The following is a 23727-nucleotide window of genomic DNA, read 5'->3' on the forward strand; positions in this document are numbered from 1 at the left end:
GAAGAATATGAGCGCCCTTGATAACGCATTTAAAGAACTGCGCCGCGTCCACAAGAAATTTGACATCGAAGGTCGCTTCGAAAACAACGGCCAGGCAAACGCCAAATGGCCGCAAACCCTGCCTCGGTCCGCTGAGATGGACTCCTTCTACGAACTTTGCGAGCCGGTCGATGTGGAAGTCGAAACGGGCTTGACCCCCATCTGCTTTTTCAACTTGGACGCATTGGAAGACGGTCAAGTCGGCTTCAAGTGGGCAGGCGAATCCAACAAGACTGAGTTGAATGGGAACTGGCCTGCGCAACACTTGGTTTTCATGGATGACATAGGCGGTGGCAAGCCCGTTATCGCGGTGACCGATATGCCAGGCACACCCGTACTGGCGAGCTACGATGCCGTAGCACCGTTCAAGATTGCCGACTCTCTCGCTGATTTCCTGCTGGCATTCGCCAAGACTGTCGAGATCGTCCATGGAAAATTCGACATCTTTGATATCTACAACGACGATGATGAGCTTTCTAGCACGTTCGTGAAGTTACTCAAAAAGGAAGTCAGCCCCTTGTTGGGCGAGGATAACTACGAACGCTTTTTTGACTATTTCTACGGTTGAGCCCAAGCCCATAATCAGCCCCAACAAAAATGGGCACCCAACCCAGTCGGCGTGCCCATTCTTCTTACCGCCCCGCCTCCCTTCGAGACGGTACTGCGCGTTAAGCGTTAACGGTATCTTTCAGCGATTTACCCGGTTTGAACGCAACGGTATTGCTCGCCTTGATTTTCACTGGCTCGCCAGTTTGCGGGTTTTTGCCGGTGCGGGCGCCGCGGTGGCGTTGCAGGAAGGTGCCGAAGCCAACCAGGGTGACGCTGTCCTTGCGGTGCAGGGCGCCGGTGATTTCTTCGAGAACGGCGTTGAGGACGCGGTTGGCCTGTTCTTTGGTGAGATCCGCTTTTTCAGCGATTGCGGCTGCGAGTTCTGGTTTACGCATGTGTGAAGCCTCTTTGACGGTTTTTTGTTGTTATGTCCGTGCCGCTCTCTGACGGAACGGCGCCCAAAGCGCCGCAGGCTCTACTCTGCGGCAGACGGAAGTGAGGATGGCATGCCCTCGCACGCTCCGCCAGCCTCGCGGCGACCTTTCTGGGGTGAAAAACGTGCTTATTCCGACAGAACGACCAGCATTTACGCCAGTAGCGGCGGAAGTTCTTTGTTGAGGGCCAGTTTTTCCATCACGGCTGTGCCCGTCAGTGCGTAACCCAGCAGACGACCGCTGGCGTCGCGGCACAGGGCCTTGATGTCGGCGCCCTGGCCCTCGACGCTCCATACACCTTCGGCGCCCCGTGGGGGCGGCGAAACCACCAGCGGGCAGACCGGGGTTTTCACGGTGACGGGCATCGGGCCGTAACTGACGGCTGTCGCGTTGCCTGCCAGCGTCTGGGCCAGGGCGCGGGCGCAGGTCATCAGGGGCATGACGTACAGCAGGTTCAGGCCGTCGACCTCGGCGCAGTCGCCCAGGGCATAGATATTGGCGTGAGAGGTCTTGAGGTGGCGGTCCGCCATGATCCCACGGTTGATTTGCAGGCCGGCAGCGGCCGCCAGGTCCACACGCGGACGCAGGCCGATGGCCGAGACCACCAGGTCACAGGGGATCACTTCACCGTCCGACAGATGCGCTTCAAGCCCATCCGAAGTGCGCTGCAGGCGGTTGAGCACCGGGCCCAGGTGGAACCGCGCACCCAGGCCTTCCAGGCCAGCCTGTACAGCGGCAGCGGCCGCCGGATGCAGCAGGGTTGGCATTACTTGTTCGCACGGGGCGACCAAGTCGATTTCATAGCCGCCGAGGATCAGGTCGTTGGCGAATTCACAGCCGATCAGGCCGGCGCCCAGCAGTAGCACGCGGCGTTTGCCGGCCGCGGCAGTGCGAAAGCGCGCGTAGTCTTCAAGGTCGTTGATCGGGAAAATCAGTTCCGCCGCGTCGCCTTCAACCGGCACGCGCACGGTTTCTGCACCCCACGCCAGGATCAGGTCGCGGTAAGCCACGGCTTCCTCGCCGATCCACAGGCGCTTGTGGCCCGGATCGATGCCGCTGACACGGGTGTGGGTACGCACTTGGGCCTTGAGTTGCTCGGCCATGGTGCCCGGTTCGGCCATGCTCAGGCCATCGGCTTCCTTGTTTTTGCCAAAGCCGGTGGAGAGCATGGGCTTGGAGTAGGAGCGCCCGTCATCTGCGGTGATCAGCAACAAGGGGGTTTCGCTGTCGAGTTTGCGAAACTCCCTGGCTACGTTGTAACCGGCCAATCCTGTGCCGATGATCACGACAGGTGCGTTCATTCCTTTCTCCTTGTAGTACTTTTCTGAAAGCTGAAAATTAGCCGATTTCGATCATTTCGAAATCCATTTTGCCCACGCCGCAGTCCGGGCACAGCCAGTCTTCCGGGACGTCCTGCCACAGGGTACCCGGAGCGATTCCGTCATCCGGCCAGCCGTCTTTCTCGTCATAAATCAGGCCACAGACTACACATTGCCACTTCTTCATTACTTACTTCCTCAGGGTCCAGGCATCTTGGCCGACGGTCGATAGACTCGCATTGCCGCGCGGCTCAGGGCGTTTTGTACTGATCGGGGCCGGCAGATGCAAGCGCGATCGACGCAAGGTGCCGGTTGAGCCCGGCAAAAGTCCAGGGTGCCATGGTAAGCTCGCCGCCTCTTTTGCTGCCAATTACTGACTCTCCGTGCCGCACTCAACCGCCCTCCCCGATGCTTGCCAATGGCTGATCCAGAGCCGTTTGAGCCCTCTGCCCACGCCCTTGACCCTCAATTGGCTGTTCGATGAAGGCTCGCTGACGCGACGGCTGACATGGCTGTCCGACGAGGCTTTCAGCGTGACGCCGCTGTTCGAAGGCTGGCAGCCGTTGCGGGACGATGAGTGCGTGGCCCTTGACCTGGCCCCGGCCACTGTTGGCTGGGTGCGCGAGGTGTATCTGCGCGGGCACGGCCAACCGTGGGTGTTTGCCCGCAGCGTGGCGGCGCGCAGTGCCTTGCAGGGCGACGGGCTGCACATGGATGAGTTGGGCAGCCGCTCACTGGGCGAGTTGCTGTTCTGCGATCAAGCGTTCACGCGCCAAGCCATCGAGGTGTGCCATTACCCACGGCAATGGCTGCCGACTGCCGATCAGGCCGATGAGCTGTGGGCGCGCCGCTCACGTTTTGACCGTGGGTCGCTGAGCGTGCTGGTGGCGGAAATCTTCCTGCCGAGCTTCTGGCACGCGCTGCATGACCATCCGGAGAACCGCTGATGTACCAACGTCTGCTCAAATCCCTGAACCGCCTGACCCCCAGGGCCTGGGACTTCATCCAACTGACCCGCATGGACAAGCCCATCGGCATCTACCTGCTGCTGTGGCCGACGCTGTGGGCGCTGTGGATTGCCGGAAAGGGTTCGCCTTCATTTATCAATATCGTGATTTTCGTACTGGGCGTGGTGCTGACTCGGGCCGGTGGCTGCGTGATCAATGACTGGGCCGACCGTAAGGTTGACGGCCATGTGAAACGCACCGAGCAACGCCCGTTGGTGAGCGGCAGGATCAGTTCCAAAGAGGCGCTGGTGTTTTTTGCGGTGTTGATGGGCATCAGTTTCCTGCTGGTGCTGCTGACCAACGCCACCACCATCCTGTTATCCCTTGGCGGATTGGCGCTGGCCGCGAGTTACCCGTTCATGAAGCGCTACACCTATTACCCGCAGGTGGTATTAGGCGCCGCGTTCTCCTGGGGTATGCCGATGGCGTTCACCGCCGAAACGGGCCACCTGCCAGCCACGGCGTGGTTGTTGTACATCGCCAACCTGGTGTGGACGGTGGGCTATGACACCTATTACGCGATGACCGACCGGGACGACGACTTGAAGATCGGCGTGAAGTCCACCGCGATCCTGTTCGGCGATGCCGACCGCGTGATCATCCTGACCCTGCAGAGCCTGGCGCTGGTGTGTCTGTTGTTGGCAGGGGCGCAGTTCGAGCTGGGCGGCTGGTTCCATCTGGGGTTGCTGGCCGCTGCGGGCTGCTTTGCCTGGGAGTTCTGGTACACCCGTGACCGGGACCGCATGAAGTGCTTCAAGGCGTTTTTGCACAACCACTGGGCCGGGTTGGCGATTTTTGTGGGGATTGTGGCGGACTACGGGTTTCGCTGAGTTTTTTGTGGTGGCTGTACCGGCGCCATCGGGGGCAAGCCCCCTCCCACAGGGGTACGCATTCCCACTGTGGGAGGGGGCTTGCCCCCGATGCTTTCAGCGGCGCCGCAGGCTTATGGCTTGATGATGATGTGCCACGCACCGCCCTTGCCATCTCCGGTCTTGTCACCGGCCTTCTTGTCGTCCTTGTAGGTGTACACCGGCTTGCCTTTGTAGGCCCACTGGCTGGTCTGGTCATCACGGGTAATAACCGTCCAATCGCCCGTCTTTGTGTCTGTGGATTCGGCTTTCAGCGGCGGCCAGTTGGTCGCGCACTGGTCCTTGCACACCGACTTGCCTTCGGCATCCTTATCGAAGGTGTAGAGCGTCATGCCCTTGTGATCCACCAACATGCCGCCTTGGGTCATTGCAGGCTCCCCCGCAAACGCCAAGCCTGGCAGCGTCAACGCGGCCGTTACCAGCAGGGCTTTCCAGGAAACAGTACGGTAAGTCATCGGAACCTTCCTTTTGTGGTTGTCAGGATTCGGACCCAAAGGGTAGTCCAGAGTGCCGTGATTTGCCCGAGCGACTAAATTACTGTCACACGACTGCAATAATTCCGTTATCTAATGCGGCGCAAGACAGTTAAATGACAAGAGGATTTTTGAGCATGGTTGGCAGGAGCATTCTGATTGTTGACGACGAAGCGCCCATCCGCGAGATGATCGCCGTTGCGTTGGAAATGGCCGGCTACGACTGCCTGGAGGCGGAGAACTCCCAGCAGGCCCATGCCATTATCGTCGACCGCAAGCCGGACCTGATCCTGCTGGACTGGATGCTGCCCGGCACCTCCGGCATCGAACTGGCCCGTCGCCTCAAGCGTGATGAGCTGACCGGGGACATCCCGATCATCATGCTCACCGCCAAGGGCGAAGAGGACAACAAGATCCAGGGCCTGGAAGTCGGCGCGGATGACTACATCACCAAACCCTTCTCCCCACGGGAGTTGGTAGCGCGTCTGAAGGCCGTATTACGCCGCGCCGGCCCGACCGACGGCGAAGCGCCGATTGAAGTCGGCGGCCTGATCCTCGACCCGATCAGCCACCGCGTCACCATCGACGGCACGCCGGCCGAGATGGGCCCTACCGAATACCGCCTGCTGCAATTTTTCATGACCCACCAGGAACGCGCCTACACCCGTGGCCAGTTGCTGGACCAGGTGTGGGGCGGCAACGTGTATGTGGAGGAGCGCACCGTCGACGTGCATATCCGCCGCTTGCGCAAAGCCTTGGGCGATGCCTACGAGAATCTGGTACAAACCGTGCGCGGCACCGGCTACCGGTTCTCCACCAAAGGCTGAGCCAACCCTTCTCCTTCCTTAACAGCTGACAAGGACGCATGTTTAAGTGAACCAGAACTGGCATGGCACCCTGATCCGCCACATGCTCCTGTTGATCACCGGCTGCCTGTTGGTCGGGCTGATCAGCGGCTACTACGGCTGGAGCCTGGCCATCGGCATCGGCCTGTACCTGGGCTGGACCCTCAAGCAACTGCTGCGCCTGCATGAATGGCTGCGCCAGCATAAGCCCGACGAAGCACCACCCGACGGCTACGGCCTGTGGGGCGAGGTGTTCGACAGCATCTACCACCTGCAACGCCGCGACCAACGGGTGCGCGGGCGCCTGCAAGCGGTGATCGACCGGGTGCAGGAGTCTACCGCCGCGCTCAAGGACGCGGTGATCATGCTCGACAGCGACGGCAACCTGGAATGGTGGAACCGCGCCGCCGAAACCCTGCTGGGCCTCAAGACGCCCCAGGACAGCGGCCAGCCGGTGACCAACCTGGTGCGCCACCCGCGCTTCAAGGAATACTTTGAGCAGGACAATTACGAAGAAGCCCTGGAAATCCCCTCGCCGACCAACGACCGGGTGCGTATCCAGCTTTACCTGACGCGCTACGGCAACAACGAGCACCTGATGCTGGTACGCGACGTGACACGCATCCACCAGTTGGAGCAGATGCGCAAAGACTTCGTCGCCAACGTCTCCCACGAGTTGCGCACGCCGCTGACGGTGATCTGCGGCTACCTGGAGACGCTGCTCGACAACGTCGACGAGATCAACCCGCGCTGGAGCCGTGCCCTGCAGCAGATGCAGCAACAAGGTTCGCGCATGCAGACGCTGCTCAACGACCTGCTGTTGCTGGCCAAGCTTGAGGCCACCGATTACCCCTCGGACAACCATCCGGTGGGGGTGCAAAGCCTGTTGCAGACCATCAAGAATGACGCCCAGGCCCTTTCAGGCGAACGCGGGCAGCAGATCAGCCTGGAAGCCGACCCACAGGTGTTGCTCAAGGGCAGCGAGGGCGAATTGCGCAGCGCGTTCTCCAACCTGGTGTTCAACGCCGTGAAGTACACCCAGGACAAGGGCACCATCCGCATCCGCTGGTGGGCCGACGAGCAAGGCGCCCACCTGAGCGTGCAGGACTCCGGCATCGGCATCGACGCCAAGCACCTGCCGCGCCTGACCGAGCGCTTCTACCGCGTCGACTCCAGCCGCAACTCCAATACCGGCGGCACCGGGCTGGGCCTGGCGATCGTCAAGCATGTGCTGCTGCGCCACCGTGCGCGCCTGGAAATCAGCAGCGTGCTGGGGCATGGCAGCACCTTTACCTGCCATTTTCCGCCGGCGCAGGTGACGCGTTCGCGGCTCGTCGGGAATGACGAATAACTCGAATACAGCACGAAACCAACTGTGGGAGGGGGCTTGCCCCCTCCCACAGTGGATCTCCAGTGTTTTGGACAATACATTCCACGTCCCACCCGGCAGCAACCACTAGGCAAGCGCCCCGTCAGCCGCTACATTGGCCGACTTGCGCCTGCCTTTCAGGCCTGCCTGTCACCCCTTCTTGAACACACGGAACCTGCAAAACCCAATCATGGACCCTTCCCCTGGTATCACCCTCGCCACACTCTTCGCCGACTTCGGCATGATTCTTTTTGCTCTGATCCTGGTACTGCTCAACGGTTTTTTCGTTGCCGCAGAATTTGCCATGGTCAAACTGCGCTCCACCCGGGTCGAGGCCATCGCCCATACCAACGGCTGGCGCGGGCAGATTCTGCGCACCGTGCACAGCCAGCTCGACGCTTACCTGTCGGCCTGCCAGCTGGGTATCACCCTCGCCTCCCTGGGCCTGGGTTGGGTCGGTGAGCCGGCGTTTGCGCACATCCTCGAACCGCTGTTGGCCGCCGTGGGCGTCGAATCGCCGGAAGTGATCAAGGGAGTGTCGTTCTTTGCGGCGTTCTTCGTGATTTCCTACCTGCACATCGTGGTCGGTGAGTTGGCGCCCAAATCCTGGGCGATTCGCAAACCCGAGTTGCTGTCGCTATGGACGGCTGTGCCGCTGTACCTGTTCTACTGGGCCATGTACCCGGCAATCTACCTGCTCAACGCCAGCGCCAACGCGATCCTGCGCATCGCCGGCCAAGGCGAGCCGGGCCCGCACCATGAGCATCATTACAGCCGCGAAGAACTCAAGTTGATCCTGCACTCCAGCCGTGGCCAGGACCCGAGCGACCAAGGCATGCGCGTACTGGCCTCAGCCGTGGAAATGGGCGAACTGGAAGTCGTCGACTGGGCCAACTCCCGCGAAGACCTGGTGACCCTTGAGTTCAACGCACCGCTCAAGGAAATCCTCGCGCTGTTTCGCCGCCACAAGTTCAGCCGCTACCCGGTGTACGACAGCGTCCGCCAGGAGTTCGTCGGCCTGCTGCACATCAAGGACCTGCTGCTGGAACTGGCCGAACTCGACCATATCCCCGAGTCGTTCAACCTGGCCGAGCTGACGCGCCCACTGGAGCGCGTGTCGCGCCACATGCCGCTGTCGCAGTTGCTGGAACAGTTCCGCAAGGGCGGCTCGCACTTCGCCGTGGTCGAAGAGGCCGACGGCAACATCATCGGCTACCTGACCATGGAAGACGTGCTGGAAGTGCTGGTTGGCGATATCCAGGACGAACACCGCAAGGCCGAGCGCGGCATCCTGGCCTACCAGCCGGGCAAGCTGCTGGTACGCGGCGACACCCCGCTGTTCAAGGTGGAACGCCTGCTGGGCGTCGACCTGGACCATATCGAAGCCGAAACCCTGGCCGGCCTGATCTACGAAACCCTGAAACGGGTGCCGGAAGAGGAAGAAGTGCTGGAGGTTGAAGGCCTGCGGATTATCATCAAGAAGATGAAAGGGCCGAAGATCGTACTGGCCAAGGTGTTGATGCTCGACTGAGCCTCAATTGCCCAACGCAAAGTTGGGCAAGGCGCCCACCGGCTGGTTGAACTCATACGGGATCGACACCAGCCCTGCCTCGGTGGCGCGCTGTACCACAAAGTGCAGGTGCGGCCCGCTGCTGTTGCCGGTATTGCCCGAGAACGCCAGCGGGCTCCCCACCGCCACACGCTGCCCCGCCCTCACACTGACCGACCCTTGCTTGAGGTGCAGGTACACGCCCTGTGTGCCGTCATCATGCTGCACCCGCACAAAATTCCCCGACGCATCATTGCCGCGCCCGGCCTGCCCGTTCTCGGTCCTCACCACCACGCCACTGCGCGCGGCGATGATCGGCGTGCCTTCGGGCATGGCGATGTCCATGGCGTAGCGACTCTTGGCGTCGGTGTGGCTGAAGCTGCCGTTGGGGCCTTGGGTCAGGCGGAACGGGCCGCCGCGCCAGGGTAAAGGATAGCGGTAGGCTTGCGGTCGGTAGAGGGGTTTGGGCATATCGAGCACCGGTCGTCTTACACGCTCGACTCGGCGCTCATGCAGCTCAAACGCTTGAGCGCCCGGGGTGTGCCGGTCGCTGAAAAACACCACACCATTGGCGTCGGTGGATTTGTAGACGGTCATGGCCAAGGTCGAGGTAGTGACCGTGGCCAGCCCGCAGCACAGTAAAAGGCGAAGGAGCATGGTGTGAACCTTCCGAGATGACTGAGCGGCAGGTTAGCAAGTGTGGATGACAGCTCTATGCTGGCAGCCCATTAAAACAAATATCCACGTTCATCTGCGCGGCTGCCGACAAATTGACCAAAGCATCCAGCGAAAGTTTGTCGATCTTGCCGGTGAGTACGTCGTTGAGGCGGGGCTGACTGATACCCAGTCTTTGGGCGGCTTCTTTTTGAGAAAGCTCCCAGCCGCGGATGGTTTTGCACAGTTCCAACAACAGTTTTGAACGTAGCCGCATATTGGCGGCTTGCTGAGGGGTATCTTCCAACGCGTCCCAAACGGAGCTGAAACGTTCACCGTGAATGTTTTGAGTTGTCATGGCTTAACCTAACTCCTGCAATCTGGCGCGAGCCAGTTCGATATCCCGCCCTTCGGTTTTCTGTGTGGTCTTGCGCAGTGCATGCAGCACATAAACAGCCTCAGGCCGGTTGACCACATAGAACACCCGAAACGCTCCCGACTCCTGAGTAACTCTAATCTCACTGACGCCCCGCCCTATGGTTCTCATCGGCTTGCAATCAAAAGGCTGTTCGCCCTGCTGCAAGAGGTCCAACTGAAAACCCACGGCCCTAAGGGCATCGAGTGGGAACGCTTTGAGATCCTTGAGCGAGCTTCCTAAAAACACTACGTCCTTGTGCCTTGGCATTGGCCTCTCCTTTCCTGGAAAGAAAAAGCCAAATCGACGATTAGGGCCTAAGCGGTGGACGTTTGTTTCAAGGCATAGCAAAGTCTCGATAACGCTGAAGCGTTATCGAGAGACTATATCGAAACAGATATAAATCAAACCAGAAATGGGGAGTCAGACAGCCGGTCGATTCCCGATATTCAGGCGCTTACGCACCCGGCACGAAATGCTTCTGCGCCGTGCCCCGTGCAATCAAGCGGGAGATGTAGTCGAGCTTCTGCGCATCCTGGTCGATAAACCGGAAGGTCAGTTGCAGCCAGTCGCTGTCGGGCTTGGGCTCGAAGGCGACGATGGCGTGCAGGTAGCCGTTGAGGCGGGCCACTTCGGCGTTGTCACCTTGTTCCAGGTCGAGTACGGCACTTTCCAGTACCTGCGGCAGGACTTCCGTGCGACGCACCACCAGCAGCGCTTCCTTGATGCTCAACGCTTTGATGACGCATTGCTGGGTGCCGCTGGACAGACGCAGCTGGCCCTGGCCACGACCGGCGGCCGGTGCGGCGGAAGGGGCTTGCACCGCCGGGCTGCTGAGCAGGCCTTTGCTGGGCGCCGGCGCCGCAGCGGCAACGGGGGCCGAACGCAACGCTTCAGGCTTGCCGCCCGTCAGGGCGCTCAGGGAGTCGTTGCCGAAGGCCGAGTTCATTTTGGTCGGCGCGCTGGCGACCAGGGCGTCGAGGCGGCCGACCTTGTGCAAGGCCTGCTTGACCTTGTTCAGCAGCTGTTCGTTGGTGAACGGCTTGCTGACATACCCGGAAACGCCGGCCTGAATCGCCTGCACCACGTTCTCTTTGTCGCCACGGCTGGTCACCATCACGAACGGCATGGCCTTGAGGTGCGGTTGCTCGCGGCACCAGGTCAACAGCTCCAGGCCTGACATCTCCGGCATTTCCCAGTCGCACAGCACCAGGTCGAAGGTTTCGCGCATCAGGATGGCCTGGGCCTTTTTGCCGTTCACCGCATCTTCAAGCTTGATCCCGGGGAAGTAATTGCGCAGGCACTTCTTCACCAGATCGCGGATAAACGAGGCGTCATCCACCACCAATACACTGACTTTACTCATTGACCCTTCATCCTATAAAAACTTCGGCACGCAGAACGCCTGACTAATGGCATTTTGCCAAAACTCGGTAGTCACAGCTGGACTTTATTTCTTCCGCTGCGCAAAAAATTCAGATGCCAGAAACGAAAACGCCCGGCCAAAGGCCGGGCGTTAATTTCTCGGGCAACCTTACTTATCGTCAGGTTCGCCCGGAACATTAGGGATTTGATCGGCAGAACCTTCAACTTCGGCCTTCATACGCTTGAGGCCCATGTGCCGTACGTCGGTACCGCGCACCAGGTAGATCACCAGTTCCGAGATATTGCGCGCATGATCGCCGATCCGCTCCAGGGAACGCAGCACCCAGATAATGCTCAAGACCCGCGAGATAGAGCGCGGGTCTTCCATCATGTAGGTCGCCAGCTCACGCAGGGCGGTCTTGTATTCGCGGTCGATGACCTTGTCGTATTGCGCCACCGAGAGCGCCAGGTCGGCATCGAAGCGCGCAAACGCATCTAGGGCATCGCGCACCATGTTGCGCACCTGATCGCCGATGTGGCGCACTTCCACGTAGCCGCGTGGCGCTTCGCCTTCTTCGCACAGCTGGATGGCGCGGCGGGCGATCTTGGTGGCTTCGTCGCCGATGCGCTCCAGGTCGATCACCGACTTGGAGATGCTGATGATCAAACGCAGGTCCGAGGCCGCCGGCTGGCGACGGGCGAGAATGCGCAGGCATTCCTCGTCGATATTGCGTTCCATCTGATTGATCTGGTCGTCGATCTCACGCACCTGCTGGGCCAGGCCCGAGTCGGCCTCGATCAGCGCGGTCACGGCGTCGTTGACTTGCTTCTCCACCAAGCCGCCCATCGCCAGGAGGTGGCTGCGCACTTCCTCAAGCTCGGCGTTGAACTGCGCGGAGATGTGATGGGTAAGGCCTTCTTTGCTAATCATGTTGGCGTCCTTGGAGCGTCCGGTAAGGTGCGGAGAACCGCAGCGTCAATGCAATCAGAACCACAGCTTCCTAGCCGTAGCGACCGGTGATGTAGTCTTCGGTCTGCTTTTTCGCCGGATTGGTGAACAGGGTATCGGTATCGCCGAATTCCACCAGCTTGCCCATGTACATGAACGCGGTGTAGTCGGAAACTCGCGCCGCCTGTTGCATGTTGTGGGTCACGATGACGATGGTGAACTTGGACTTGAGCTCGTAGATCAGCTCTTCCACTTTCAGGGTCGAGATGGGGTCGAGTGCCGAGCAGGGTTCGTCGAGCAGCAGCACTTCCGGCTCCACGGCGATGGTACGGGCGATCACCAGACGTTGCTGCTGGCCGCCGGACAAGCCCAGTGCCGACTCGTGCAGGCGGTCCTTGACCTCATCCCACAGCGCCGCGCCTTTCAAGGCCCACTCCACGGCTTCGTCGAGGATGCGCTTCTTGTTGATGCCCTGGATACGCAGGCCGTAGACCACGTTTTCGTAGATGGTCTTGGGGAACGGGTTGGGCTTCTGGAACACCATGCCCACGCGGCGACGCAACTCGGCCACGTCTTCGCCTTTGCGGTAGATGTTGGTGCCGTAGAGGTTGATCGCACCGTCCACACGGCAACCGTCGACCAGGTCGTTCATGCGGTTGAAGGTGCGCAACAGCGTGGACTTGCCGCAGCCCGACGGGCCGATGAAGGCAGTCACGCGCTGCTTGGGGATGTTCATGCTGACGTCGAACAGCGCCTGCTTGTCACCGTAGTACAGGCTCAGGCCTGGCACTTCGATGGCCACGGTTTCCTGGGCCAGGCTCAGGCTCTGCTTGTCGCGACCCAGGGCAGACATGTTGATGCCGTGGGAATGGGTGTCGTGTTGCATGGGATGCTCCCTGTGCTACCAATTCAGTTCGTTGAACCGCCGGAGCGGTTTACTCAAATTCTGTGTATGGCGCGGTCCAGTGTGGGAGGGGGCAAGCCCCCTCCCACATTGGATCGTGTCAGCTGTCCAACGCTTTGTATTTCTCGCGCAGGTGGTTACGTATCCACACCGCCGACAAGTTGAGCGTGGCGATCACCAGTACCAGCAGCAAGGCGGTGGCGTACACCAGTGGCCGTGCGGCTTCGACGTTGGGGCTCTGGAAGCCGACGTCATAAATGTGGAAGCCCAAGTGCATGATCTTCTGGTCCAGGTGCAGGTATGGGTAGTTGCCGTCCAGCGGCAGCGACGGGGCCAGTTTCACCACGCCTACCAGCATCAGCGGTGCCACTTCGCCGGCGGCACGGGCCACGGCGAGGATCATGCCGGTCATCATGGCCGGGCTGGCCATCGGCAGCACGATCTTCCACAGCGTTTCCGCTTTGGTCGCGCCCAGCGCCAGGGAACCTTCACGCACGGTGCGGGGAATCCGCGCCAGGCCTTCTTCGGTGGCCACGATCACCACCGGCACCGCCAGCAGCGCCAGGGTCAGCGAGGCCCACAGCAGGCCAGGCGTACCGAAGGTCGGTGCCGGCAGGGCTTCGGCGAAGAACAGGCGGTCAACCGAGCCACCCAGTACATACACGAAGAAGCCCAGGCCGAACACGCCGTAGACGATGGCCGGTACACCGGCCAGGTTGTTCACAGCGATGCGGATGATGCGGGTCAGGGTGTTCTGCTTGGCGTATTCACGCAGGTACACCGCCGCCAGTACGCCGAACGGGGTCACGATCATCGCCATGATCAGGGTCATCATCACGGTGCCGAAGATGGCCGGGAAAATCCCGCCTTCGGTGTTGGCTTCCCGTGGGTCATCGCTCAAAAATTCCCAGACTTTGCTGAAGTAGAAACCGATCTTGGTCAGCGTGCCCATGGCGTTCGGCTGGTAGGCGTGCACCACTTTGCCGATGCCGATTTCGATTTCCTTGCCATTGCCATCGCGAGCAGTCAGCGCATCGCGGTTGAACTGGGCGTGCAGGTCGGCCAGACGCGCTTCGATGTCCTGGTAACGGGCATTCAGCTCGGCGCGGTCAGCATCCATATCAGCCTGGGCGGTGGCATCGAGCTTGCCTTCCAGCTCCAGTTTACGACCGTGCAGGCGGATGCGTTCGAGGCCGGCGTTGATCGCGCCGATATCGGTTTTTTCCAGGCTCTTGAGCTGGGCGGCCAGCTTGTTGACGCGGTCGACGCGGGCTTGCAGTTCCGGCCACGCGGCCTCGCCTTCAGCGATGACCTTGCCATCCTGCTTGACGTTGACCAGGGTGCCGTAGAAGTTGCCCCACTCACGCCGCTCGATCGCCATCAGGTTTTTCGGCGTGGTCTGGTCCTTCAGCCATTCGCCGACGATCCAGGTGAAGTCGTTGCCATTCAAGTCCCGGTTGCCGACCTTGATCAGCTCGCGGGTCATGAATTCCGGGCCTTCATCGGGCACCGGCAGGCCAGCACTTTTCAGGCGCTCGCGGGGCACTTCTTCTTTCTGCACCACTTCGCCGATGACGATATGGTTTTCCTGGCCCGGCACGCTGTAGTTGGCCTGGATCAGGTCAGCCGGCCAGAAGTGGCCCAAACCACGCACCGCAATCACGGCCAGCAACCCAATGGTCATGATGACCGCGATGGACACCGCGCCACCGCTGATCCAGACGCCGGGGGCGCCGCTCTTGAACCATCCATTCAGGGAGTTCTGTTTCACAGACTTCTACCTTTCTTAAAGCGACGAGTATTTCTTGCGCAGACGCTGACGGATCAGCTCCGCGAGGGTGTTCATGACGAAGGTGAACAGCAGCAGCACCAGCGCCGAGAGGAACAGCACGCGGTAGTGACTGCCGCCCACTTCCGACTCCGGCATTTCCACCGCGACGTTGGCCGCGAGCGTTCGCAGGCCTTCGAACAGGTTCATCTCCATCACCGGCGTGTTGCCGGTGGCCATCAGCACGATCATGGTCTCGCCGACTGCACGGCCCATGCCGATCATCAGGGCGGAGAAGATGCCCGGGCTGGCGGTCAGGATCACCACCCGCGTCATGGTCTGCCACGGCGTGGCACCCAGGGCCAGCGAGCCCAGGGTCAGGCCGCGCGGCACGCTGAACACGGCGTCTTCGGCGATGGAGTAGATGTTCGGGATCACCGCGAACCCCATGGCCAGGCCGACCACCAGCGCGTTGCGCTGGTCGTAGGTGATTCCCAGGTCGTGGGAGATCCACATGCGCATGTCGCCGCCGAAGAACCAGGTTTCCAGGTACGGGCTCATGTACAGCGAGAGCCAGCCCACAAACAGGATCACCGGGATCAGGATCGCGCTTTCCCAGCCATCGGGAACGCGCAGGCGAATCGACTCCGGCAAGCGGCTGAACACAAAGCCCGCCACCAGGATGCCAATCGGCAGCAGCATCAGCAGGCTGAAAATCCCCGGTAGATGCCCTTCCACGTATGGCGCCAGGAACAGGCCGGCGAAGAAGCCGAGGATCACGGTCGGCATCGCCTCCATCAACTCGATCACCGGCTTGACCTTGCGGCGCAGGCTCGGGGCCATGAAATAGGCGGTGTAGATCGCAGCGGCGACGGCCAGCGGTGCGGCCAGCAGCATGGCGTAGAACGCGGCCTTCAAGGTACCGAAGGTCAGCGGGGCCAGGCTCATCTTGGGTTCGAAGTCGGTGTTGGCAGCGGTCGATTGCCAGACGTATTTAGGCTCGTCGTAGTTTTCGTACCAGACCTTGCTCCACAACGCGCTCCAGGACACTTCCGGGTGCGGGTTGTCGAGCAGCAACGGTTGCAGCTTGCCGCCGGCTTCCACGATTACGCGGTTGGCCCGTGGCGACAGGCCGAACACGCCCTGGCCGTCGACCACCGGGTCGACCAGCAAAGTGCGATGGGCGGTGCTGTGGAACACACCGAACTGGCCGGAAGCGTCGAGGGCGGTGAAGCCCTTGCGGCGTTCTTCGGCGGTGATTTCAACGATGGGCGCCGTGCCCATCTGGAAGGTACGGATCTGCTTGAAGCGCTGCTCGCCATCCGGATCGCGGGCCATGAACCACTGCGCCAGGCCGCCTTTGGAGTTACCGATGATCAGCGAGATACCGCCGACCAGTTGGGTGCTGGCGGTGATTTCGGCGTTGCCATCTTCCAACAGTTTGTAGCGGCCGTTGAGGCTCTTGTCGCGCAGGCTGAACACATCGGCCAGGGCACGGCCGTTGATCACATACAGCCACTGCTGGCGCGGGTCGATGAAGATCGCCTTCACCGGCTCGGTCATTTGCGGCAGCTCGACACGCTTCTGCTCGCTGGTGACTTCGCCAGTCATCATGTTCTCTTCGCGGCTCAGGGTCAGCACGCTCAGGTGCGAACCGGCCGAACCTGCCACCACCAGGGAGGTGTCAGTGGCGTTGAGGGCTACATGTTCCAACGGGCGACCGGCGTCATCCAGCACGATCGGCGTTTCACCGTAAGGGTATTCAATCGCTGGCGTGATGGTTTTCTTGCCGTCCGGGTAGGACACTTTGTAGGTGTGGCGGAACACCAACGATTGGCCATTGGACAAACCAAGGATCACCAGCGGGCTGCCTGGCTGGTCTTCACCGATGGACGCGACGCTGGTCCCCACGGGAAGCGCCAGGTCGACGCGTTTGAGCTCGGCGCCAGTCTCTACATTAAAGAACAGCGCCTGGCCCTTGTCGGAAACCCGCATGCCGACTTGGTTCTGCTCTTCGAGGGAGATCATCAGCGGCTTGCCGGCGTCCTGGATCCAGGCCGGGGTGAGCGCCTCTTCCTTGGTCAACGAGGCACCCTGGAACAACGGCGCGACGACGTAGGCGAGGAAGAAGAAGATCAGGGTGATAGCACCGAGGACGGCGAGGCCGCCCACCAGCACGTACCAACGGGTCAGGCGATCTTTGAGCGCGCGAATGCGGCGCTTGCGTTGCAGCTCAGGCGTATTGAAATCAATGCGCTTGGGAGGAGAAGTCGTCGTCATGGTGGAATTGGCCAGATCATTCATGCGCACACCCTAGCGATCCTGTATGACAGAAAGATGACAGTGCAGTGACGCAACAAATCCGCCGCGAAGCATAGCTGGCAGCGGACTAGAAAATTCGGATGCGGGGCCGGTATGCCGGCCCCGCGAAGGCAATCAGTTGCCTTCTTTCAGACCCAGGTCAGCCAGGGCCTTGGCGGCCACTTTGGCTGGCAGTGGGATGTAGCCGTCTTTCACTACAACTTCCTGGCCCTGTTTGGACAGAACCAGTTTCACGAACTCAGCTTCCAGCGGAGCCAGAGGCTTGTTCGGGGCTTTGTTGACATACACGTAGAGGAAACGCGACAGCGGGTACTTGCCGTTCAGGGCGTTTTCTTCGGTGTCTTCGATGTAGTCAGTGCTGCCTTTCTTGGCCAGAGGCACGGTTTTCACGCTGGCGGTCTTGTAACCGATGCCCGAGTAACCGATGCCGTTCAGCGAGGAGCTGATCGACTGCACGACCGAAGCCGAGCCTGGTTGTTCGTTCACGTTAGGCTTGTAATCGCCTTTGCACAGGGCTTCTTCCTTGAAGTAGCCGTAGGTGCCGGACACCGAGTTACGACCGAAGAGCTGCACTGGCTTGTTGGCCAGGTCGCCGGTCACGCCCAGCTCGCCCCAGGTTTTCACGTCGGCTTTGCCGCCGCACAGACGCGTCGAGGAGAAGATCGCGTCCACTTGCTCCATGGTCAGGTGCTGGATCGGGTTGTCCTTGTGCACGAACACGGCCAGGGCATCCACGGCCACCGGGATAGCGGTTGGCTTGTAGCCGTACTTCTGCTCGAAGGCAGCCAGTTCGGTGTCCTTCATCTTGCGGCTCATCGGGCCCAGGTTGGAGGTGCCTTCAGTCAGCGCAGGTGGCGCAGTAGCGGAGCCGGCAGCTTGAATCTGGATGTTGACGTTCGGGTATTCCTTTTTGTAACCCTCGGCCCACAGGGTCATCAGGTTAGCCAGGGTATCGGAACCGACGCTGGACAAGTTGCCCGACACACCAGTGGTCTTAACGTACGCCGGGATTGCCGGATCAACACCAGCGGCCACCGCGTTGGCGGTCGCAACGCCAGCAGCGACAAAAGTCATTGCCGCCATCAAACGTTTCAGTTTCATGCCTTGCTCCTAGCAGATAGGGATAGTTGGATCGGGGCCAAGTATCGGTAGGCCGTGTGAACACTCTATGTCTGCAATGTGACAGTTAGATGAAAGGCCACTATTTAAGAATTTCCTGACAGGAAGGGAGAAGGCCAATGAATAAGGGACTTGCGAGGAGGTTGGAGCGCTTGAAGCGGGGGTTCGCAAACCCCTATAGAGCCTGTGGCGAGCGAGCTTGCTCGCCACAGGGGAACCGGGTGATTTTAACGCCCGCGTTTCCACAGATACACGCCTACTCCCATCCCCATCACACACAGGGCAGCCACGTAGTAAGACGGGCCCATCGGGCTTTCTTTCATCAGCAGCGAGACCGCCAGTGGCGTCAGACCGCCGAACACGGCATAGGCCACGTTGTAGGAAAACGACAAGCCGCTGAAACGCACCACGGGTGGGAAGGCTTTGACCATCACGTACGGCACCACGCCGATTGTGCCGACAAACAGGCCGGTCAAGGCGTACAGCGGGAACAGCCAGTCCGGGTGAGCCAACAGGCTGTGGTAGAGCGTCCAAGAAGTGGCCAGCAGCAGCGCGCAACCGCTAATGAGCACGCGGCCCGCACCGAAGCGGTCAGCCAAGGCGCCGGAGGCGATGCAGCCCAGGCTCAGGGTCACGATGGCCAGGCTGTTGGCTTGCAGCGCTACGGTCGGGCTGAAGTGGTAGATGGTTTGCAGCACGGTCGGGGTCATGAGGATAACCACCACCACGCCGGCCGACAGCAACCAGGTCAGCAGCATCGACAGCACGATGGCGCCACGGTGGTCGCGCAGTACCGCGCGCAATGGCAGCTCGGCGGCCAACGTCTTGCGTTGCTGCATTTCGGCGAAGATCGGCGTTTCGTGCAGCCAGCGACGCAGGTACACCGACAGCAGGCCGAACACGCCACCCAACAGGAACGGAATACGCCAGGCGTAATCCGAGACCTGCTCAGGGGTGTAAAGCGTGTTGATTGCGGTGGCCACCAGCGAACCCAGCAGGATACCGGCCGTAAGGCCGCTGGTCAGGGTACCGCAGGCGTAGCCGATATGGCGTGGCGGTACGTGTTCGGAGACGAACACCCACGCGCCCGGCACTTCGCCGCCAATCGCCGCGCCCTGGATGACGCGCATCAGCAGCAACAGGATCGGCGCCCACAGGCCGATCTGCGCGTAGGTCGGCAGCAGGCCCATGATCAGGGTCGGTACGGCCATCATGAAGATGCTCAGGGTGAACATTTTCTTGCGGCCCAGCAGGTCGCCGAAGTGCGCCATGATGATGCCGCCCAGTGGGCGGGCCAGGTAACCGGCGGCGAAGATGCCGAAGGTTTGCATCATGCGCAGCCATTCAGGCATGTCGGCAGGGAAGAACAGTTTTCCGACCACGGTGGCGAAAAACACGAAAATGATGAAATCGTAGAACTCCAGCGCCCCGCCCAAGGCAGACAGCGACAGGGTTTTGTAGTCGTTGCGGGTCAGCGGGCGCGAAGGCTGCGCACTGCTTGCGGGCACGGAGGACATGGCAAGGCTTCTCTTATTAGTCAGGACGGCAGATCCGGTGTGCTGGCTGAGCCAGGACGGGTTGGGCAAGATAGCAAATCGCTTGCAAAAGCACATCACAAGCACAGTTGCCGCAAAAAGCCGCGATACAGCGGCCAATTGCCGACCAAATCAGCCACAGAAGGTCGTCGCGGCGCAAGGGTGTCGATATACTCGGCCCACGCACGCGCAAGAACCCGCAGTCTTGAGAGGCATCTCCGGCATGATCGAACTCGAACAAGAAGACCCTATCCCGCAAGGCGACCTCGCCCTGCAAATCACCGCGCTTCCGCGCGAGACCAACGGCTTTGGCGATATCTTCGGCGGCTGGCTGGTCGCGCAGATGGACCTGGCCGGCACGGCAATGGCCAGCAAGGTCGCGGGCGGTCGCGTGGCCACCGTGGCGATTGATCGCATGGCGTTTCTGGTGCCGGTGGCAGTGGGCGCGCAGTTGTCCTTCTATACCCAGGCCCTGGAAATCGGCCGCAGCTCGATCCAGATGATGGTCGAAGTGTGGAGCGACGACCCGCTGTCCAGCGAATGGCGCAAGGTCACCGAGGCGGTGTTTGTGTTCGTCGCCATCGACGGCAGTGGCCGCACGCGTTCGGTGCCGTCGCGCGCACGTTAAACCTCGCCGGGTTTTGACGGTCCATTGCCCCATTGCCTGCCATGAAGAGTGCTGTGTATGCCTACGCCCCACGTTGAAACCCTGAAAATCGACGAGCTGGACTGCTGGCGTATCCGCCACAACGGCGCGCAATTGATGGTCGCCCAGCAGGGCGCGCATATCTTCAGTTACGGGCGTGAGGGCGAGCAGCCGCTGATCTGGCCTAACCCGGCGGCGGTGTTCAAGCAAGGCAAAGGCATCCGAACCGGTGTACCGGTGTGCTGGCCATGGTTTGGCGTGTTCGACCGCAACCCGCAAAGAGTAAAGGCGATGCGCCAGAGTGACCAACCTGCCGGCGCCCACGGTTTTGCGCGTACGGCACGCTGGGAATTGGCGGGGAGCGAACTGGAAGGCGAAGCACTGCGCGTGGACCTGACACTGCCCGTACCGGCAGGCGGCTTCCCCGGCTGGCCTCATCAGGTTGACCTGACACTGAGCCTGCGGCTGGACGACCAACTGCACATCCGCCTGACCAGCCATAACCGGGGCACCGACACCGTCACCCTGAGCCAGGCGCTGCACACCTACTTCGCCGTCAGCGATGTGCGCAACGTGCAGGTCGACGGCCTGGACGGCTCGGCGTACATCGACACCGCCGATGGCTGGAGCGAGAAGAAGCAATCCGGCCTGCTGCACTTCAGTGCCGAGACCGACCGCATCTATCTCGACACGCCTGCAGAGCTGACCATCGTCGACAAGGATTGGCAGCGCCGTATCCAGCTCATCAGCGAAGGCTCGAAATCCACCGTGATCTGGAACCCCTGGACCGAACGCGCCAAGGCCTTCGTCGACATGGCCGACGATGGCTGGACAGGCATGCTGTGCATCGAGACGGCGAATGTGCTGGAGGATGTGGTGGCGCTGGCGCCGGGTGAACGTCACACGTTGGGCGTGAGCATCTGCGGTATAGCTCTGTAAACCCAATCAAATGTGGGAGGGGCTTGCCACCTCCCACATGGTTATGTGTCGGGTTCTAGAGGTCTGACTCCTTCACCACCCGCACCTTCCCCGCATCCAGCGCATACGCCGCATCCGCCAAGTCATTGTTGACCTTCTCCACCTTCAACGTGCCCGTCACCCACAGCGGCGTGTAGATATCATCCAGCTTCAGCCCCTTGGGATAACGCACCAGCACCAATTGATTAGGCGGCGGTGGCGGCACGTGGATGCACGCGCCTGGGTACGGCACCAGGAAGAACAGCGTGCTACGGCCCTTGGCATCGGTTTCCAACGGCACCGGGTAGCCACCGATACGGATGTTCTTGCCGTTCATGGCCGCCACGGTCTTGGTCGAATACATCACCGCGGGCAAGCCTTTGCTCTGCTTCAAACCACCCTTGTCGGTAAAGGTGCCTTGAGCTTCCGGGGAGTTGTGGTCGATCTCGGGCATGGCTTCGAGGGCCTTTTGGTCCGACATCGGCATCAGGTCGAGCCAGTCGGTTTCCGGCAATTCACTGGCGTGCGCCAGGCCAGAGCCCAGCAGGAGGAGAGTCAACAGAAGACGGCGCATGGAGAGGCTCGGCAATTACAAGTGCCGAGCATTCTAGCCCTCTGCGCCTGCGCAGCGCAGAGGACTTTGTCGGCTGATTACTTCTTTTTGATCAGGCCGTAGATCACCAGCAGGATGATCGCCCCGACCAGCGCGCCCAGAAAGCCTGCGCCCTGACCCGCCTGGTAGATACCCAGTGCCTGACCACCGTAGGTCGCGGCCAGGGAGCCGGCGATACCCAGCAGGATGGTCATGATCCAGCCCATGCTGTCGTCGCCTGGCTTGAGGAAACGCGCGAGCAGGCCGACGATCAAGCCGATAAAGATGGTTCCGATGATACCCATGGCATTTCCCTCTGAATGAAGTGAGCTATGCCAAAGCCTAGTCAGGCTTTGGCATCCTGCAATCAGAGAGACGACGGTCACCAATGGTTCCCGTCGGGCTTGGCTTATTGCTCGGCGATCAGCGCTTCAACCTTGAGGATCTGCGCTTGCAGCGTCGCGCGGTCCTTGCAGCGCAGGTTGGCGTGGCCGACCTTGCGCCCGGCCTTGAAGGCTTTGCCGTAGTGATGCACGTGGCAATCGTCAATCGCCATCACACGCTCAACCGGCGGCACCACACCGATGAAGTTGAGCATGGCGCTCTCGCCGACCTTGGCCGTGGAACCCAGTGGCAAGCCCGCTACCGCCCGCAGGTGGTTTTCGAACTGGCTGCACTCGGCGCCTTCAGTGGTCCAGTGCCCGGAGTTGTGCACGCGGGGGGCGATTTCGTTGGCCTTGAGGCCGCCGTCGACTTCAAAGAATTCGAACGCCATCACGCCGACATAATCCAGTTGCTTGAGCACACGGCTGGAATAGTCTTCGGCCAGCGCCTGCAAAGGGTGCTCGGTACTGGCCACGGACAGCTTGAGAATGCCGCTGTCGTGGGTGTTGTGCACCAATGGGTAAAAGCGGGTCTCGCCATCACGGGCCCGCACGGCAATCAGCGAGACTTCACCGGTGAACGGCACGAAGCCTTCCAGCAGGCAGGCGACGCTGCCCAGTTCGGCGAAGGTGCCGACCACATCGGCAGCGGTGCGCAGGACCTTCTGGCCCTTGCCGTCGTAGCCCAGGGTACGGGTTTTCAACACGGCTGGCAGGCCGATGCTGGCGACAGCGGCGTCCAGGTCCGCTTGGGACTGGATGTCGGCGAAGGCGGGAGTCGGAATGCCCAGGTCCTTGAACATGCTCTTTTCGAACCAGCGGTCGCGAGCAATGCGCAGGGCTTCGGCGCTCGGGTACACCGGCACGAACTGCGACAGGAAGGCCACGGTTTCGGCCGGGACGCTTTCGAACTCGAAGGTCACCAGGTCGACCTCATCGGCCAGTTGGCGCAGGTGGTCCGGGTCGCTGTAGTCAGCACGCAGGTGTTCACCCAGGGCCGCAGCGCAGGCGTCCGGCGCCGGGTCCAGGAAAGCGAAGTTCATCCCCAGCGGGGTACCCGCCAAAGCCAGCATGCGGCCCAGTTGGCCGCCACCGATTACACCGATTTTCATCGTCAACAACCTCAGGCGATACGTGGGTCTGGATTGTCCAGCACGCTGTCTGTCTGCTCAGCACGGAATTTTTTCAGCACCGCGTGGAACTGCGGATGCTTGGCGCCCAGGATGCTGGCGGACAGCAGGGCAGCGTTGATCGCACCAGCCTTGCCGATCGCCAGGGTAGCCACCGGGATACCGGCCGGCATCTGCACGATGGACAACAGCGAATCCACGCCCGAGAGCATTGCCGACTGCACCGGTACGCCCAGCACTGGCAGGTGAGTCTTGGCTGCACACATGCCCGGCAGGTGCGCTGCGCCGCCGGCACCGGCGATGATTACCTCGATGCCACGGGATTCTGCTTCATCGGCATACTGGAACAGCAAATCCGGGGTGCGGTGGGCAGAGACCACTTTCACTTCATACGGAATGCCGAGTTTTTCCAGCATATCGGCGGTGTGGCTAAGGGTGGACCAATCGGACTTGGAGCCCATGATCACGCCAACCAATGCACTCATCGTCGTGCCTCTTCTCTCTGGGCGCCCGCAGGCGCGTCAAAAAACAACAA

26 protein-coding genes are annotated in these 23727 nt (G+C 61.0%); 8 read left to right on the plus strand and 18 right to left on the minus strand.

Going from position 1 to position 23727, the window contains the following annotated elements; genetic code table 11:
* The first annotated feature begins 7 nt into the window (after positions 1-7).
* Complete coding sequence (locus tag DNK50_RS02820; protein ID WP_099586047.1) at positions 8-607, plus strand: hypothetical protein; 600 nt, start codon at positions 8-10, stop codon at positions 605-607.
* A gap of 100 nt (positions 608-707) precedes the next feature.
* On the opposite strand, the gene DNK50_RS02825 is transcribed toward DNK50_RS02820, so the two are convergent.
* The 3 genes from DNK50_RS02825 to DNK50_RS02835 all read right to left on the minus strand — a co-directional run bounded on the left by DNK50_RS02825 (position 708) and on the right by DNK50_RS02835 (position 2528).
* Complete coding sequence (locus tag DNK50_RS02825; RefSeq protein WP_003176958.1) at positions 708-983, minus strand: HU family DNA-binding protein; 276 nt, start codon at positions 981-983, stop codon at positions 708-710.
* A 191-nt stretch (positions 984-1174) separates the two neighbouring features.
* On the minus strand, positions 1175-2323 hold the full coding sequence (locus DNK50_RS02830; protein ID WP_112192778.1) for an NAD(P)/FAD-dependent oxidoreductase: 1149 nt from the start codon (positions 2321-2323) through the stop codon (positions 1175-1177).
* Positions 2324-2360: 37 nt separating this feature from the next.
* Positions 2361-2528: a rubredoxin gene (locus tag DNK50_RS02835; RefSeq protein ID WP_003213373.1), complete on the minus strand. Its 168-nt coding sequence runs from the start codon at positions 2526-2528 to the stop codon at positions 2361-2363.
* Positions 2529-2724: 196 nt separating this feature from the next.
* On the opposite strand from DNK50_RS02835, the gene DNK50_RS02840 reads away from it, so the two are divergent.
* Together DNK50_RS02840 and ubiA are read left to right on the plus strand one after the other, a co-directional pair.
* Complete coding sequence (locus tag DNK50_RS02840; RefSeq protein WP_112192779.1) at positions 2725-3288, plus strand: chorismate lyase; 564 nt, start codon at positions 2725-2727, stop codon at positions 3286-3288.
* On the plus strand, positions 3288-4178 hold the full coding sequence (ubiA, locus tag DNK50_RS02845) for a 4-hydroxybenzoate octaprenyltransferase (RefSeq protein WP_112192780.1): 891 nt from the start codon (positions 3288-3290) through the stop codon (positions 4176-4178). The genes DNK50_RS02840 and ubiA overlap by 1 nt, the downstream gene beginning before the upstream one ends.
* 113 nt (positions 4179-4291) lie before the next feature.
* On the opposite strand, the gene DNK50_RS02850 is transcribed toward ubiA, so the two are convergent.
* Positions 4292-4672 (minus strand): hypothetical protein, encoded by a 381-nt coding sequence (locus DNK50_RS02850; RefSeq protein WP_112192781.1) that lies wholly within the window; start codon positions 4670-4672, stop codon positions 4292-4294.
* A 155-nt stretch (positions 4673-4827) separates the two neighbouring features.
* Here DNK50_RS02850 and phoB point away from each other — a divergent pair, with 155 nt between their 5' ends.
* The 3 genes from phoB (at position 4828) to DNK50_RS02865 (ending at position 8435) form a co-directional block, all read left to right on the plus strand.
* Positions 4828-5517: a phosphate regulon transcriptional regulator PhoB gene (phoB, locus tag DNK50_RS02855; RefSeq protein WP_003231714.1), complete on the plus strand. Its 690-nt coding sequence runs from the start codon at positions 4828-4830 to the stop codon at positions 5515-5517.
* 82 nt (positions 5518-5599) lie between these two features.
* Positions 5600-6886 (plus strand): phosphate regulon sensor histidine kinase PhoR, encoded by a 1287-nt coding sequence (gene phoR, locus DNK50_RS02860; RefSeq protein WP_178117271.1) that lies wholly within the window; start codon positions 5600-5602, stop codon positions 6884-6886.
* A 208-nt stretch (positions 6887-7094) separates the two neighbouring features.
* Positions 7095-8435, plus strand: coding sequence for a hemolysin family protein (locus DNK50_RS02865; RefSeq protein WP_099586053.1), 1341 nt, complete (start codon positions 7095-7097; stop codon positions 8433-8435).
* Positions 8436-8438: 3 nt separating this feature from the next.
* On the opposite strand, the gene DNK50_RS02870 is transcribed toward DNK50_RS02865, so the two are convergent.
* From DNK50_RS02870 to DNK50_RS02915, 10 genes are all read right to left on the minus strand, one after another.
* Positions 8439-9110: a peptidoglycan DD-metalloendopeptidase family protein gene (locus DNK50_RS02870; RefSeq protein WP_112192782.1), complete on the minus strand. Its 672-nt coding sequence runs from the start codon at positions 9108-9110 to the stop codon at positions 8439-8441.
* Positions 9111-9165: 55 nt separating this feature from the next.
* Complete coding sequence (locus tag DNK50_RS02875) at positions 9166-9465, minus strand: helix-turn-helix domain-containing protein (protein ID WP_099586055.1); 300 nt, start codon at positions 9463-9465, stop codon at positions 9166-9168.
* Between the two features lie 3 nt (positions 9466-9468).
* Positions 9469-9792 carry a type II toxin-antitoxin system RelE/ParE family toxin gene (locus DNK50_RS02880; RefSeq protein WP_112192783.1) on the minus strand — a complete coding sequence of 108 codons (324 nt, stop codon included), beginning with the start codon at positions 9790-9792 and terminating at the stop codon, positions 9469-9471.
* 187 nt (positions 9793-9979) lie between these two features.
* Entirely contained in the window at positions 9980-10888 is a 909-nt protein-coding gene (locus DNK50_RS02885; protein ID WP_099586057.1) for a response regulator, read from the minus strand.
* Between the two features lie 168 nt (positions 10889-11056).
* Positions 11057-11818: a phosphate signaling complex protein PhoU gene (gene phoU, locus DNK50_RS02890; protein WP_053127580.1), complete on the minus strand. Its 762-nt coding sequence runs from the start codon at positions 11816-11818 to the stop codon at positions 11057-11059.
* 70 nt (positions 11819-11888) lie between these two features.
* Positions 11889-12722, minus strand: a complete 834-nt coding sequence (gene pstB, locus DNK50_RS02895; RefSeq protein WP_027608247.1) for a phosphate ABC transporter ATP-binding protein PstB — start codon at positions 12720-12722, stop codon at positions 11889-11891.
* Positions 12723-12840: 118 nt separating this feature from the next.
* Positions 12841-14511, minus strand: a complete 1671-nt coding sequence (gene pstA, locus DNK50_RS02900; protein WP_099586058.1) for a phosphate ABC transporter permease PstA — start codon at positions 14509-14511, stop codon at positions 12841-12843.
* Between the two features lie 15 nt (positions 14512-14526).
* On the minus strand, positions 14527-16560 hold the full coding sequence (locus DNK50_RS02905) for an ABC transporter permease subunit (protein WP_177411586.1): 2034 nt from the start codon (positions 16558-16560) through the stop codon (positions 14527-14529).
* 384 nt (positions 16561-16944) lie between these two features.
* Positions 16945-17931, minus strand: a complete 987-nt coding sequence (locus DNK50_RS02910) for a phosphate ABC transporter substrate-binding protein PstS (protein ID WP_099586060.1) — start codon at positions 17929-17931, stop codon at positions 16945-16947.
* A gap of 245 nt (positions 17932-18176) precedes the next feature.
* Positions 18177-19466, minus strand: coding sequence for an MFS transporter (locus DNK50_RS02915; RefSeq protein WP_112192785.1), 1290 nt, complete (start codon positions 19464-19466; stop codon positions 18177-18179).
* Between the two features lie 241 nt (positions 19467-19707).
* On the opposite strand from DNK50_RS02915, the gene DNK50_RS02920 reads away from it, so the two are divergent.
* Positions 19708-20112 carry an acyl-CoA thioesterase gene (locus DNK50_RS02920; RefSeq protein ID WP_003176975.1) on the plus strand — a complete coding sequence of 135 codons (405 nt, stop codon included), beginning with the start codon at positions 19708-19710 and terminating at the stop codon, positions 20110-20112.
* 57 nt (positions 20113-20169) lie between these two features.
* Entirely contained in the window at positions 20170-21069 is a 900-nt protein-coding gene (locus DNK50_RS02925; protein ID WP_112192786.1) for a D-hexose-6-phosphate mutarotase, read from the plus strand.
* A gap of 55 nt (positions 21070-21124) precedes the next feature.
* Here DNK50_RS02925 and DNK50_RS02930 read toward each other — a convergent pair whose 3' ends face one another.
* From DNK50_RS02930 to purE, 4 genes are all read right to left on the minus strand, one after another.
* Positions 21125-21661 carry a DUF3299 domain-containing protein gene (locus DNK50_RS02930; RefSeq protein WP_099586063.1) on the minus strand — a complete coding sequence of 179 codons (537 nt, stop codon included), beginning with the start codon at positions 21659-21661 and terminating at the stop codon, positions 21125-21127.
* 77 nt (positions 21662-21738) lie between these two features.
* The gene (locus DNK50_RS02935; RefSeq protein WP_099586064.1) at positions 21739-21984 is read right to left on the minus strand and encodes a GlsB/YeaQ/YmgE family stress response membrane protein; all 246 of its coding nucleotides are present in this window, start codon (positions 21982-21984) and stop codon (positions 21739-21741) included.
* A 104-nt stretch (positions 21985-22088) separates the two neighbouring features.
* Positions 22089-23174, minus strand: a complete 1086-nt coding sequence (locus tag DNK50_RS02940; protein WP_112192787.1) for a 5-(carboxyamino)imidazole ribonucleotide synthase — start codon at positions 23172-23174, stop codon at positions 22089-22091.
* Between the two features lie 11 nt (positions 23175-23185).
* Complete coding sequence (gene purE / locus DNK50_RS02945) at positions 23186-23677, minus strand: 5-(carboxyamino)imidazole ribonucleotide mutase (RefSeq protein WP_003176980.1); 492 nt, start codon at positions 23675-23677, stop codon at positions 23186-23188.
* Between the last annotated feature and the right edge of the window lie 50 nt (positions 23678-23727).

The organism is Pseudomonas sp. LG1E9 (assembly GCF_003290225.1).
Classification (GTDB): Bacteria; Pseudomonadota; Gammaproteobacteria; order Pseudomonadales; family Pseudomonadaceae; genus Aquipseudomonas; species Aquipseudomonas cyclaminis.

Coding starts and splice junctions, on each gene's coding strand:
- DNK50_RS02820 (WP_099586047.1), top strand. CDS start 8: ATGAGCGCCCTTGATAACGCATTTAAAGAACTGCGCCGCGTCCACAAG.
- DNK50_RS02825 (WP_003176958.1), bottom strand. CDS start 983: ATGCGTAAACCAGAACTCGCAGCCGCAATCGCTGAAAAAGCGGATCTC.
- DNK50_RS02830 (WP_112192778.1), bottom strand. CDS start 2,323: ATGAACGCACCTGTCGTGATCATCGGCACAGGATTGGCCGGTTACAAC.
- DNK50_RS02835 (WP_003213373.1), bottom strand. CDS start 2,528: ATGAAGAAGTGGCAATGTGTAGTCTGTGGCCTGATTTATGACGAGAAA.
- ubiA (WP_112192780.1), top strand. CDS start 3,288: ATGTACCAACGTCTGCTCAAATCCCTGAACCGCCTGACCCCCAGGGCC.
- DNK50_RS02850 (WP_112192781.1), bottom strand. CDS start 4,672: ATGACTTACCGTACTGTTTCCTGGAAAGCCCTGCTGGTAACGGCCGCG.
- phoB (WP_003231714.1), top strand. CDS start 4,828: ATGGTTGGCAGGAGCATTCTGATTGTTGACGACGAAGCGCCCATCCGC.
- phoR (WP_178117271.1), top strand. CDS start 5,600: ATGCTCCTGTTGATCACCGGCTGCCTGTTGGTCGGGCTGATCAGCGGC.
- DNK50_RS02865 (WP_099586053.1), top strand. CDS start 7,095: ATGGACCCTTCCCCTGGTATCACCCTCGCCACACTCTTCGCCGACTTC.
- DNK50_RS02870 (WP_112192782.1), bottom strand. CDS start 9,110: ATGCTCCTTCGCCTTTTACTGTGCTGCGGGCTGGCCACGGTCACTACC.
- DNK50_RS02875 (WP_099586055.1), bottom strand. CDS start 9,465: ATGACAACTCAAAACATTCACGGTGAACGTTTCAGCTCCGTTTGGGAC.
- DNK50_RS02880 (WP_112192783.1), bottom strand. CDS start 9,792: ATGCCAAGGCACAAGGACGTAGTGTTTTTAGGAAGCTCGCTCAAGGAT.
- DNK50_RS02885 (WP_099586057.1), bottom strand. CDS start 10,888: ATGAGTAAAGTCAGTGTATTGGTGGTGGATGACGCCTCGTTTATCCGC.
- phoU (WP_053127580.1), bottom strand. CDS start 11,818: ATGATTAGCAAAGAAGGCCTTACCCATCACATCTCCGCGCAGTTCAAC.
- pstB (WP_027608247.1), bottom strand. CDS start 12,722: ATGCAACACGACACCCATTCCCACGGCATCAACATGTCTGCCCTGGGT.
- DNK50_RS02910 (WP_099586060.1), bottom strand. CDS start 17,931: ATGAAACTGAAACGTTTGATGGCGGCAATGACTTTTGTCGCTGCTGGC.
- DNK50_RS02915 (WP_112192785.1), bottom strand. CDS start 19,466: ATGTCCTCCGTGCCCGCAAGCAGTGCGCAGCCTTCGCGCCCGCTGACC.
- DNK50_RS02920 (WP_003176975.1), top strand. CDS start 19,708: ATGATCGAACTCGAACAAGAAGACCCTATCCCGCAAGGCGACCTCGCC.
- DNK50_RS02925 (WP_112192786.1), top strand. CDS start 20,170: ATGCCTACGCCCCACGTTGAAACCCTGAAAATCGACGAGCTGGACTGC.
- DNK50_RS02930 (WP_099586063.1), bottom strand. CDS start 21,661: ATGCGCCGTCTTCTGTTGACTCTCCTCCTGCTGGGCTCTGGCCTGGCG.
- DNK50_RS02935 (WP_099586064.1), bottom strand. CDS start 21,984: ATGGGTATCATCGGAACCATCTTTATCGGCTTGATCGTCGGCCTGCTC.
- DNK50_RS02940 (WP_112192787.1), bottom strand. CDS start 23,174: ATGAAAATCGGTGTAATCGGTGGCGGCCAACTGGGCCGCATGCTGGCT.
- purE (WP_003176980.1), bottom strand. CDS start 23,677: ATGAGTGCATTGGTTGGCGTGATCATGGGCTCCAAGTCCGATTGGTCC.